Source organism: Burkholderia sp. Z1, assembly GCF_014893795.1.
In the GTDB taxonomy this organism is placed as follows: domain Bacteria; phylum Pseudomonadota; class Gammaproteobacteria; order Burkholderiales; family Burkholderiaceae; genus Burkholderia; species Burkholderia theae.
Genome location: NZ_JACFYL010000001.1, coordinates 1083430 through 1095990, shown reverse-complemented (window position 1 = coordinate 1095990; position 12561 = coordinate 1083430). Strand labels below are relative to the sequence as shown.

Sequence of the window (12561 nt, the reverse complement as noted above, 5' to 3'; positions counted from 1 at the left end):
CCCAGAAGGAGCCCTGCATGTCACTCGACACGAACAACGTCCGCCAAGGCGGCTGCGGCTCAGGCCAATGCGCGTGCAAGAGCGCCGCCCAGGCGCGCGCCCGCGATCCGTTCGACGATACCGACTACGGCACGCCGCAACGGTATGCGGACACCGACGTCACGCTCGAAATCGACGGCCAGCCGGTGACGGTGCCGGCCGGCACGTCGGTGATGCGCGCGGCCATCGAAGCCGGCGTCAACGTTCCGAAGCTCTGCGCGACCGATTCGCTCGAGCCGTTCGGCTCGTGCCGGCTGTGCCTCGTCGAGATCGAAGGCCGGCGCGGTTATCCGGCGTCGTGCACGACACCTGCCGAAGCGGGCATGAAGGTGCGCACGCAGTCGGACCGGCTGCAGTCGCTGCGCCGCAACGTGATGGAGCTGTACATCTCCGACCATCCGCTCGACTGCCTCACCTGCCCCGCCAACGGCGACTGCGAGTTGCAGGACATGGCGGGCGTCGTCGGGCTGCGCGAAGTGCGCTACGGCTTCGACGGCGCGAATCACCTGGACGACCGCAAGGACGAATCGAACCCGTACTTCACGTACGACCCGTCGAAGTGCATCGTCTGCAACCGCTGCGTACGCGCCTGCGAGGAAACACAGGGTACGTTCGCGCTGACGATCGCCGCGCGCGGCTTCGAATCGCGCGTCGCCGCGGGCGAAAGCGAATCGTTCATGGCGTCGGAATGCGTGTCGTGCGGCGCCTGCGTCGCCGCATGCCCGACGGCCACGCTGCAGGAAAAATCCGTCGTGCAGCTCGGGCAGGCCGAACACTCGGTCGTCACGACCTGCGCGTACTGCGGCGTCGGCTGCTCGTTCAAGGCCGAGATGAAGGGCACGCAGGTCGTGCGGATGACGCCGCACAAGAACGGTCTCGCGAACGAAGGGCACGCGTGCGTGAAGGGACGCTTCGCATGGGGCTACGCGACGCACAAGGACCGCATCACGAAGCCGATGATCCGCGAGAAGATCACCGACCCGTGGCGCGAAGTGAGCTGGGAGGAAGCGCTCACCTACGCGGCGACGCAGTTCCGCAAGCTGCAGCAGAAGTACGGCCGCGATTCGATCGGCGGCATCACGTCGTCGCGCTGCACGAACGAGGAAACCTACCTCGTGCAGAAGCTGGTGCGCGCCGCGTTCGGCAACAACAACGTCGATACCTGCGCACGCGTGTGCCATTCACCGACCGGCTATGGCCTCAAGACGACGCTCGGCGAATCGGCCGGCACGCAGACGTTCGCGTCGGTCGGCCAGGCCGACGTGATCGTCGTGATGGGTGCGAACCCGACCGACGGGCATCCGGTGTTCGGCTCGCGGATGAAGCGGCGCGTACGCGAAGGCGCGAAGCTGATCGTGATCGACCCGCGTCGCATCGACGTCGTCGACGGCCCGCACATCAAGGCCACGCACCACCTGCAACTGCGCCCCGGCACCAACGTCGCGATCGTCAACGCGCTGGCGCACGTGATCGTCACCGAAGGGCTCGTCGCCGACGCATTCGTCGCCGAGCGCTGCGAGGCGCGCGCGTTCGAGCAATGGCGCGACTTCGTATCGCACGCCGACAATTCGCCCGAGGCGACCGCGGACGTGACGGGTGTGCCGGCCGAGCAGGTACGCGCCGCCGCGCGCCTCTATGCGACGGGCGGCAACGCCGCGATCTACTACGGGCTGGGCGTCACCGAACACGCGCAAGGTTCGACGACGGTGATGGGCATCGCGAACCTCGCGATGGCGACCGGCAACATCGGCCGCGAAGGTGTCGGTGTCAATCCGCTGCGCGGCCAGAACAACGTGCAAGGCTCGTGCGACATGGGCTCGTTCCCGCACGAACTGCCCGGTTACCGGCACATCAGCGACACGATCGTGCGCACGCAGTTCGAACAGGCGTGGTCGGCCACGCTGCAGCCGGAACCGGGGCTGCGCATCCCGAACATGTTCGACGCGGCGCTCGACGGCAGCTTCAAGGGGCTCTACTGCCAGGGCGAGGACATCGTCCAGTCGGACCCGAACACGCAGCACGTCGCGGCCGCGCTGTCGGCGATGGAATGCATCGTCGTGCAGGACATCTTCCTGAACGAAACCGCGAAATATGCGCACGTGCTCCTGCCCGGCTCGACCTTCCTCGAAAAGGACGGCACGTTCACGAACGCGGAGCGCCGCATCTCGCTCGTGCGCAAGGTGATGCCGCCGCTCGCGGGCTACGCGGACTGGGAAGTGACGCTGCTGCTGTCGCAGGCGCTCGGCTACGACATGCACTACACGCATCCGTCGGAAATCATGGACGAGATCGCGCGGCTCACGCCGACCTTCTCGGGCGTGTCGTACGCGAAGCTCGACGCACTCGGCAGCATCCAGTGGCCGTGCAACGAGCACGCGCCGGAAGGCACGCCGACCATGCATACGGACGCGTTCGTGCGCGGCAAGGGCCGGTTCGTGATCACCAAGTTCATTCCGACGCCGGAAAAGGTCACGCAGCGCTATCCGCTGATCCTGACGACGGGCCGCATCCTGTCGCAGTACAACGTCGGCGCGCAGACGCGCCGGACCGAAAACGTCCAGTGGCATGAAGAGGACCGCCTCGAGATCCATCCGCACGACGCGCAGGATCGCGGGATCCGCGCCGGCGACTGGGTCGGCATCGAGTCGCGTGCCGGGCACACGGTGCTGCGCGCGCTCGTGACGGAACGCATGCAGCCGGGCGTCGTGTACACCACGTTTCACTTCCCCGAATCGGGCGCGAACGTGATCACGACGGACAGCTCCGACTGGGCGACGAACTGCCCCGAATACAAGGTGACGGCCGTGCAGGTGATGCCGGTTGCCCAGCCGTCCGACTGGCAGCGTGCATACGCGCGCTTCAGCGCGGAGCAGGTCGACCTGCTCGAGCGCCGCGCGGCGGCGCCCGCCGCCGTGACGACCGGCAAGTGAGGATGCGATGGACAACGGACACCTGATCGATATGGCCAACCAGATCGGCGCATTCTTCGAATCGATGCCCGATCGCGACGAAGCGCTGACCGGCATCGCCGAACATATCCGGCGCTTCTGGGAGCCGCGGATGCGCCGCGCGTTTCTCGCCGCACTCGACGATCCGTCGAACGAAGCCGCACAACGCGCGGCGCCGATCGTACGCGACGCGATCGCCGCGCATCGCGCGTCGCTCGTGCCCGTCGCGACGAGCGCCTGACCGCGCCGCTACGCGGGCGGCGACATGCCCGCGAACCAGTTTTCGCAGTGGTGCAGTAACGCGTTCGCGTCGGTCGCCGTACGCCCGCGCGCGGCGACGTAACCGTCGGGCCGCAACAAGTAGAACGACGGCCGCGAGCGGCCGTACACCTGTGCAAGCCCCGCCGTACCGTCGCCTTCGGCATCGGTGACGCGCCACGCGCGCACCGCATCCGGCATGATCCGCTCGAGCCCCTGCACGAGCGCCTGCGCATCGGCCGCCATCGGCGGCACCTCACCGGCATCGGTACTCACCGGCTCCTCGAGCAGCAGCAGCGTGAAGCTCGCCGGATCGTGCAGGTCGTATAACCGCGCCGTTCCGGGCGCCTGACCGAGCGGGCCGTCGATCACGTGCACGAGCGCATCGGGTGCCCGCTCGCCGGCACGCGGGCCGCCGTCGAGCACGCGCTCCAGCGTGAGCGGACTCTTCCGGTACTGCACGCCGAGCTCGCTGACCGAGCGCCGCACCGCGTCGCGCATCGGCCCGAACGATGCCAGCAGCGGCACGACATGGTCGCGCAGCAGCTTCATCGCGCCGCGATCGGCTTCGACGATCTGCGTGACAAGACTGGTCTGCCGCAACACATCGCGCTCGATCGGATGGCGCTCCGCGTGATACGTGTCGAGCAGCCGCTCGGACGTACCCGCGCCGAGCACGCGCGCGAGCTTCCAGCCGAGATTGAACGCTTCCTGAATGCCGGTGTTCATGCCCTGCGCGCCCGCCGGGCTGTGGACGTGCGCGGCGTCACCCGCGAAGAACACGCGGCCGTGCCGCAGCCGATCGACCATCCTGCTGTGCAGATGAAAATAGGACGACCACACGAGATCGCTCGGCGAGATCGACGCACCGGCACGGGCACGCACGATCGCGTCGCACTCCGCGAGCGACGGGGCCGGTGCATCGGGCGACGCGTCGCTGCCGGGCGGCCGGTCGGCCACGAGCCGATAACGGCCGCCTCCCATCGGAAACAGGCCCGCAATACCTTCGGGTGTGGTGAACAGGTGGATCTCTTCGTCCGGCCAGTCGGGTATCGCCGCGAAATCGGCGAGCAGGAAAGTCTGTTCGAACGCTTGCCCGGCAAAGCCCAGGCCGAGCAGATGCCTGACCGTGCTGTGCGCGCCGTCGGCGGCGATCAGGTACGACGGCGCGAACGACTCGTCGCGACCGTCGGCGCCACGGAGCGACACGTCGAGCGATGTGCCGCCGCCGGCGCACGCGGTCAGCGTCGTGCCGCGCTCGATCGTCACGCCGAGCTGGGCCAAGTGCTCGGCGAGCAGGCGCTCGGTGACGCTCTGGTCGAGAAACAGCAGATACGGATAGCGCGTTTGCAGCGGATCGAAATCGAGCCGCGCGATCACGCGGCCGTCGGCATGCAGCGTGGCCGCATGCGCGCGATGGCCGAGCGCGAGAAACGGTTCGACCGCGCGATGCTGCTCCAGCAGTTCGAGCGTGCGTGCCTGGATGCCGATCGCGCGCGAATACGGCGCAGGCGCCGCGAGCCGATCGATGATGCGCACCGGCACACGGGCCCGCGCGAGGCTCATCGCCGCGGCAAGACCGGTCGGCCCCGCGCCGACGATCAGCACGGGCGGGATATCAGGCAGGGTGTCAGTCATGAGAACCTCGATGACACGCGACCCTGCAAGTCTACGCCGCTCCGCGTGACGGGGCCATATGCCGACCGGCCGATACGCGGCACCGGTGCGCTGTGTGGGAAAATACGCGTTTTCCGCCAGCTTTCGCGTCATGGAATCCGCATTCGACCGAGCATACGCCGCACACCGCGCGGGCCGGCTTGTCGACGCCGAGCACGGCTATCGCGCCGCGCTCGACGTCAACCCCGCCGACGCTGACGCGCTGCACCTGTTCGGCGTGCTTCGGCACCAGCAGGGCCAGCACGCCGAAGCGGCCGACCTCGTCGGCCGCGCCGTCGCGCTGCGTCCGGGCGATGCCGCGCTGCAGCTCAACCTCGGCAACGCGCTGAAAGCGCTCGGCCGGCTCGACGAAGCAATCGATCGCTTTCGCAACGCGCTCACGCTCGCGCCCGAATTTCCGCTCGCGCACTACAACCTCGGCAACGCGTATGCGGCGCTGCAGCGCCACGACGATGCGATCGATGCGTTCGGCCGCGCGCTCCGGCTCACGCCCGATGACGCGTCGATCCACAACAATCTCGGCAACGCGCTGAATGCGCTCGGCCGCCACGACGACGCGCTCGCCGCTTTCCGTCGCGCGCTCGAACTGCGGCCCGGGCATGCGGGCGCGCACAACAACCTCGCGATGGCATTGAGCGCGATGGGCCGCGCCGACGACGCGATCGCGCACTTCCAGGCCGCGATCGCCGCGCAGCCGCGCTTCGTCGCCGCGCATTTCAATCTCGGCAACACGTTCGATGCGGTCGGCCGGCACGTCGAAGCGGCCGCCGCGTTCGAAGCCGCACTCGCGCTGCATCCGCCGTTTCCGCTCGCGCTGTTCGGGCTCGCGAACGCACTGTGCGCGCAGGCGCGTCACCGCGACGCGCTGCCCTACTACGAACGTGCCGTTGGCCTCGATCCGTCGTTCAGCCTGGCCTGGCTGAACCTCGGCAACGCGCATCACGCGCTCTGCGCGCACGAGATGGCGCTGCGCGCATTCGACCAGGCATTGCGCGTCGCGCCCGATCTCACGCTCGCACGGCTGCACCGCGCGGTCACGCTGCTGACGCTCGGCGACTTCACGCGCGGCCTGCCCGCGTACGAAGCCCGCCACGAGACGCCAGGCGCGACACCGCTCGGCACGCTGCCGCGCTGGCAAGGCGAGCCGATCGCGTCGCGCACGCTGCTGATCCGCGCGGAACAGGGCTTCGGCGACACGCTGCAGTTCGTCCGCTTCGTGCCGCTTGCCCGCGCCCGCTGCGCGCGCGTCGTGCTCGAAGTCCAGCCGGAACTCGTCCCGCTGCTGGCGCCGGCCGCGTCGCGCTGGCGCGTGACGCTCGTCGCACAGGGTGCCGCGAAGCCGCCTGACGCGGATGTCGCCTGCACGCTGATGAGCCTGCCGTTCCTGCTCGGGCTTCAACCGGACGACATCGTCGGCGGCTCGCGTTACCTCGACGCCCCCGAAGGCGCCCGCCGGCGCTTTCGCGGCTCGCTCGGCGGGCAATCGAAGCGCAAGTTCGGCCTCGCGTGGTCGGGGCGCCGACAGGCGCAGGAAAACCGCTCGATGCCGTTCGACGCGCTCGCGCCGCTGCTCGCGCTGCCGGACATCGACTGGATCGTGCTGCAGCCCGCGCTCGACGACGACGAGCGCGCACGCGTCGACGCGCATCCGCGCGTGCATCACCTCGACGGGCGGCTGAACGACTTTGCCGACACGGCCGCGCTGATCGAGCGGCTCGACGGCGTCGTCACGATCGATACGGCGGTCGCGCACCTCGCGGGCGCGCTCGGCAAGCCGCTGTGGGTCATGCTGCCGTTCGCGCCCGACTGGCGCTGGTTCACCGGCGACGACTGCCCGTGGTATCCGCACGCGAAAATCGCCCGCCAGCCCGCGCCGGGACAATGGCTCGACGTGGCGGCCGCAGTCGCCGGCGCACTGCGCGAAGCCTGAACGCAGACGAAAAAAGGGAGCGCGGCGCGCTCCCTTTTTAATGTGATGCATGCGGCCGACGCCGCGCGTTGTGCGGGTGCCCGTCAGGCCGCCTTGTACTGATTGCGCGCCTCGGGCGTGCGATACAGCACGAGCGTCGCGATCAGCCCGCAAATCGCGGCGACGCTCAGCCACAGCCCCGGCGCGGCCTTGTTGCCCGTCTCGTGAATCAGCAGCGTCGAGATCGCCGGCGTGAAACCGCCGATCGTCGTTGCCAGGCTGTACGCGAGCGAGAAGCCTGCCGTGCGCACGTCGGACGGCATCACCTCGGTCAGCGCCACGACCATCGCGCCGTTGTACGACCCGTACAGGAACGACAGCCACAGCTCGACCGCGAGCAGCCGCAGGAACGACGGATCGCCGACGAGCCACAGCACGACCGGGTAAGCCGTCAGGAGCGTGAGCACCGTGAATGTGATCAGCACCGGGCGACGACCGATGCGGTCGGACAACGCGCCGGACAGCGGCAGCCACACGAGGTTGGAAATCCCCACGCAGACGGTCACGACAAGCGCGTCGAGCGACGACAGGTGCAGCACTTCCTTGCCGAAGGTCGGCGTATAGGCGGTGATCAAGTAGAACGACACCGTCGTCATGATCACCATCCCCATGCCGGCGACCACGATGCCCCAGTTGTCGAGCATCGAGCGCATGATCTCGCCCATCGTCGGACGATGACGCTTCGCGAGGAACTCGTCGGTCTCCTTCAGCGAACGACGGATCAGGAACAGGAACGGCACGATCAGACAGCCGATCAGGAACGGAATGCGCCAGCCCCACGCGGTCATCTCCTCGGCCGGCAGCGCGCGGTTCAGCAGCACGCCGACGAACGCGGCGAACACGACGGCCACCTGCTGGCTGCCCGACTGCCACGATGTATAGAACCCCTTGTGGCCCTTCGTCGCGATCTCCGACAGGTAGACCGACACGCCGCCGAGTTCGACGCCCGCCGAAAAGCCCTGCAGCAGCCGGCCGAGCAGCACGAGCGCCGGCGCGAGCACGCCGATCGTCGCGTAACCGGGCACCGCGGCCACCGTGAGCGTGCCGAGCGCCATCAGCCCGAGCGTCAGGATCAGCCCCTTGCGGCGGCCGTGATGGTCGATGTACGCGCCGAGCACGATCGCGCCGACCGGTCGCATCAGGAAGCCCGCGCCGAACACCGACAGCGACAGCATCAGCGACGCGAATGCGTTGCCGCTCGGAAAGTAGGTTTTCGCGATGGCCGACGCGTAATACCCGTAGACCATGAAGTCGTACATTTCCAGGAAGTTGCCGCTGACGACCCGGAACACGGTGCGGAATTTCGATTCCTGCGCGATGGCGTGTGACGCTGTGGACATGTTTTTCTCGCTCAGCTCGGATGGCGCGAATCCGCGCCGCATGGATCCGACGATGCCCTTGCGCGCCGGGCCTGGCCGGTGCGCACGGGCATCGCTGCCCGCCGGCGGCACGCAGCACAACGACGCGCGCACCGGCATGGTTCGCGAATGATGCCACGCGAAGCCGACATTTGCCTTGTGCCGCCCCCGCGGTTGCCGTCGCGGCATTCGACTCGTACGAGTCGGCCGAAAACGCAAGCAAAAATCAGATTGATCTGATCGACCGACCCGCGCCGGCTGACCACAATGTCACGATTTGCGACGACATTGCCACGCTGCGGCCGACACGGTTGCCCGTGTCGCACGACGTACCACCCTCATGACCTCATCGCCCCTCGTCCCCGTCGAAGGCGCGCTCGCCCGCCCTCGCGCCGCTCCGCTCGATCGCGTACCGTCGTTCGGCCGCGAATGGACCTTTCGCGGCGCGCCCGGCGCGCGGCCCGACAAGCACTGCCTCGCGACACTGACGACATCCTGCATCGACGTCGACAGGCCACACCGCGCATGCCGCTGGCAGCCGCTGCCGGTGGTGGCGGCCGCGCCGATTTCGACCAGATCGCCGGTTGCGCTGGAACCCGCGGCGGCCGGCCTGCGCTCCCGACGTACCGCCGACGGCGCTCGCGACCGGCGTGCGATGTACGCAATCTGCTGGAGTATCGGCGCGCTCGGCATCATCGGCTGGCTGATTGCCGCGTATGAATCGCCCGCGGGTGTCGGGCCTGCAAACGCGATTCATACGGCCGCCGTTGCGCCGGATCACGCCACGTCATCGACCGGCAGCGTGCGGGTCGCCGCGGTTCATCCGGGCACGTCGACGAATGCAACGCCGCAGCGCACAGTGGTGCCCCCGGTCGCGAAAATCGCCGAAGCACCGCCGGCCACGCACCGTGCCGCGCCTCGTCCGCCATCACTTCATCCGAAGCCAACGTCCGACGTGCAGCGCAGCGCCGCTGCGTCGCCGCATCGGACAAACGGCGAGCGCACGACGACAACTCCGGCCCGGACCGCGACTGAGCCGTACCTGGCTGCACGTCCGCCGATCCAACGCGATGCCGCCAACACCCGCACACGCGATCAGCTCGCGCCGCCACCACGCACAACGGACACGCTCGACGATCCGCTCACGCTGATCGCAATGGCAAGCGCGCTGGGCGCCGCCCAGCCTGCCCGCGGGGCGCACGCGCCCGCCGCCGGTTTCGACTGGACGTCGCAACTGTCCCACCGCCGCATGACCGACGCGCCGGACGCGTTCGCGCGCTGACGGCCGTCCAATAAAAAACCCGGCGAAGATCGCTTCGCCGGGTTTCGTTCGTCTCTGCGTCCGTCTGACGAATCGTTACTTGTGCGCGGGCAGCCCCGTCTCGGTCTGCTTCTCGAGTTGCCGCACCTGCTCCTGCAGATCGCGCAACTGCAGCTGCGCGGCCCGCTTCTCGACCTGCAGCGCCTGCGTCTGCTCCTGGGCCGACCGTTGCCGCTGCGCGACTTCGGCCTGCTGGCTGCGCGCGACGCTCAGGTCGGCCTGCAACTGCTGCGCACGATTCGCCTGCAGCGCGATCACGCGTTCGAGAAACGCCTTCTGCGCCTGCAGTTCGGTACGGCGGATTTCGATATCGGCGAGCTGCACGGTTTGCTGGACGAAGTTCGCGTACACCATCTCCGCGCGGTTCTTCTCCTGCGACCGGATCACGCGCCACAGATTCTTGTCCTGGAACAGCGCGACGTAGTACGTCATCTCGCGCGGATCGAACATCAGGCTCGCACCGTAGCTGCCGTTGTACGTCGTGCGCATCTCGACGATCCGGCCGTCGTGCAGCATCTGCGTCAGCTCGGCGACATTGCCTTGCACGGTGGCGTCCGGGGCCGCTGCGGACGCCGCTCGCGACGCATCACCGCTCAGGCTCGTCACCGCCGGACGCGTACCGGCGACCGGCGCGGTCGCGTCGGCGGACCAGGCCGCACCTGCTTGCGTGCAGGCGGCCAGTGCAACGATCCACGTTGCGCATCGTGCAGGGGAAAAGTTTCGGAAAGCCAACGTCAGACTCCGGCGAACGAATCGGGACTCGCGATTATCGTTCAAAACCAAAAGGCCGCATCTCGAATTTATCGGGATGCGGCCGGCCGTCGTGCGATGTAAAGAATGCGGCTTTCTACAGGCGCGTTTCGCGTGCCGCGCGCAGGAACGCATCGAGCAGCGGCGTGCAGTCGAGCAGCTCCGAGCCGCCCGCACGATGGAACTCCGGGTGCCATTGCACGCCGACGACGAACGGCGAACGGCGATGGCGAATGCCCTCGATGATCCCGTCGCCGGCCGACACGGCCTCGATGTTCAGATCGCGGCCGAGATCGCGGATCGCCTGATGGTGGATCGAGTTGACGATCGCTTCGCTGCGCCCGGGAAACATGTTCGCGAGCGTCGACGAATCGGGGAAGCGGATCGCGTGACGATGCTGGTCGTAATGCTCGCTCACGTGCACGTTCGCGGTCGGCACGTCGGTCGCGATGTCCTGATACAGCGAGCCGCCGAACGCGACGTTGATCAGCTGGCAACCGCGACACACGCCAAGGACGGGTTTGCCGGACTCGACGAACTCGTGCAGCAGCTCGAGTTCGTACATGTCGCGCACACGATCGCCCGGCCATTCGGGGCGCGCGTCCGACGCCGCGTAGGTTTGCGGCGACACGTCGGCGCCGCCTTGCAGCAGCAGGCCGTCGAGATGTTTCGCATAGTCGCGCAGGCGGATGTTGCTCGGGTGAATCATGCCCTGGTGGCCGACGGTCGGAATCATGAACACGAGCACGTCGCGCGACATCACCCAGTGTGCGATCGATTCCTCGAGATACTGCAGCGTCTTGCCTCGCAGCCCCTTCGCGCCCGGTTCCGGATGGAAGATCCGCGCCGACACGCCGATGCGCAGCGTGCGCTGCGTGATGCGCTGGCCCGCGCGGTCGAACCACCGGCGCGCACGCGCGGCCACGATCCGGCCGAACACCGACCACGGCGTGTCGCTCTGCTTCAAGTACGCCGGCGGCGCATTCTGCGCGCTCGCGGGCGGCGGCCGCGGCGTATCGAAATCGGGCGGCGCGCCGAAGCCCGGCGGCGGCGCGCCAGGTTTCGGCGGCACGGCGCCGGCAGCGTTCGTCGAACCCGGGGCGCCCGGCTCGGATGCGGCCGTGACCGGCGACGCACCGTCTACAGCAACGTTCTGCGCGGCGGCCTGTGCTGCCGGCGCATCGGGCGCTTTCGCCGGATCGGAACGGAGGGAATCGGAAGAAACGGAAGAGTTGCCGGGCAGACCGGCCGGGGAAGGCGTGTTTTCGCTCATGACGATGGTCTGGTACGTCGCTCACGCGTATGGATAGACGAGGATTCATTATGCTTCAGTGCACGATCGCGCGGTAAACCTGCAACATCCTGTCGATATTGTTGCAAGCCGGTGGCAAACCGCACCGGGGAGCGTCCCGGTTCGCGTGCGGACGACACCGATGCCCCGTCTCCCGCACTGGACACCAGTGATATATCACAATAATATCCAGCCATCGTCCACGCTTCCCGATCGCCCGCGCCATGATCGCGCCCCATCCCGCCGCCGCGCCGCTACCCGCATGAATGCCCTGCCCGACGTCATCCGTGACCGGCCCACCGCGCCGGCGGCGAGTCTCGCCGACCGCGCCTATGCGCTGATCCAGCGCGACATCATCACGATGCGCCTGAAGCCGGGCGCCGCGCTCAACGAAGCCGACCTCGTCGCGCGCACGGGGATCGGCCGCACGCCGGTGCATCAGGCCGTCCATCGGCTCGTGCTCGAAGGGCTGCTGTCCGTGATGCCGCGCAAGGGATTGATGGTGCAGCCGCTGTCGCTCGACGACATCGTCGCGGTAATCGACGTGCGGCGCATCAACGAAGCGCACTGCGCCGAACTCGCCGCGCGCCATGCGACGCCCGACGATCTCGCGCGCATGGCCGCGCTGCTCGACGACGGACAGGCTTGCGTCGATACGCACGACGTCGAGGGCATGATGGAACTCGACCGCGCGTTTCATCAGGCGATTGCCGTGGCTGCGCGCAATGCGGTCCTTGCCGAGATCCTCCGTGCGCTGCACGAGCGCTCGCTGCGCTTCTGGTTCGTCACGCTGTCCGAACCGCACCATCTCGCCGACGTCCAGCACGAGCATCGCGAGCTGTTCGAACGGCTCGCCGCACGCGACGCCGCCGGCGCGCGCGCGGCCGTCGAAGGCCATATCGATTCGTTCCGCTCCACGCTTCTTCAACATCTTCGCCCCTGAGCCGCCC

Annotated in this window: 9 protein-coding genes; 5 read left to right on the top strand and 4 right to left on the bottom strand. The window is 68.2% G+C overall.

Annotation, left to right across the window (positions count from 1 at the left end):
• Positions 1-17: 17 nt before the first annotated feature.
• Together fdhF and H3H55_RS05040 are read left to right on the top strand one after the other, a co-directional pair.
• The gene (fdhF, locus tag H3H55_RS05045; RefSeq protein ID WP_193097869.1) at positions 18-2969 is read left to right on the top strand and encodes a formate dehydrogenase subunit alpha; all 2952 of its coding nucleotides are present in this window, start codon (positions 18-20) and stop codon (positions 2967-2969) included.
• A gap of 7 nt (positions 2970-2976) precedes the next feature.
• Positions 2977-3228 (top strand): formate dehydrogenase subunit delta, encoded by a 252-nt coding sequence (locus H3H55_RS05040; RefSeq protein WP_193097868.1) that lies wholly within the window; start codon positions 2977-2979, stop codon positions 3226-3228.
• Between the two features lie 8 nt (positions 3229-3236).
• On the opposite strand, the gene H3H55_RS05035 is transcribed toward H3H55_RS05040, so the two are convergent.
• A complete protein-coding gene (locus tag H3H55_RS05035) occupies positions 3237-4883 on the bottom strand; it encodes an FAD-dependent monooxygenase (protein WP_193097867.1) in 1647 nt (548 codons plus the stop codon).
• Positions 4884-5013: 130 nt separating this feature from the next.
• Between H3H55_RS05035 and H3H55_RS05030 the strand changes: the two genes are divergently transcribed.
• On the top strand, positions 5014-6852 hold the full coding sequence (locus tag H3H55_RS05030) for a tetratricopeptide repeat protein (RefSeq protein WP_413463957.1): 1839 nt from the start codon (positions 5014-5016) through the stop codon (positions 6850-6852).
• A gap of 83 nt (positions 6853-6935) precedes the next feature.
• Here the strand turns inward: H3H55_RS05030 and H3H55_RS05025 are convergent, their stop codons facing one another.
• Positions 6936-8231 carry an MFS transporter gene (locus H3H55_RS05025; protein WP_048249731.1) on the bottom strand — a complete coding sequence of 432 codons (1296 nt, stop codon included), beginning with the start codon at positions 8229-8231 and terminating at the stop codon, positions 6936-6938.
• Between the two features lie 358 nt (positions 8232-8589).
• Between H3H55_RS05025 and H3H55_RS05020 the strand changes: the two genes are divergently transcribed.
• Complete coding sequence (locus H3H55_RS05020; protein WP_193099449.1) at positions 8590-9531, top strand: hypothetical protein; 942 nt, start codon at positions 8590-8592, stop codon at positions 9529-9531.
• A 75-nt stretch (positions 9532-9606) separates the two neighbouring features.
• Here H3H55_RS05020 and H3H55_RS05015 read toward each other — a convergent pair whose 3' ends face one another.
• Positions 9607-10302: a DUF2968 domain-containing protein gene (locus H3H55_RS05015; protein ID WP_129513993.1), complete on the bottom strand. Its 696-nt coding sequence runs from the start codon at positions 10300-10302 to the stop codon at positions 9607-9609.
• Between the two features lie 115 nt (positions 10303-10417).
• On the bottom strand, positions 10418-11593 hold the full coding sequence (locus tag H3H55_RS05010; RefSeq protein WP_048249651.1) for a gamma-glutamyl-gamma-aminobutyrate hydrolase family protein: 1176 nt from the start codon (positions 11591-11593) through the stop codon (positions 10418-10420).
• Between the two features lie 280 nt (positions 11594-11873).
• Between H3H55_RS05010 and H3H55_RS05005 the strand changes: the two genes are divergently transcribed.
• Complete coding sequence (locus tag H3H55_RS05005) at positions 11874-12554, top strand: GntR family transcriptional regulator (RefSeq protein WP_193097865.1); 681 nt, start codon at positions 11874-11876, stop codon at positions 12552-12554.
• Positions 12555-12561 lie beyond the last annotated feature (7 nt).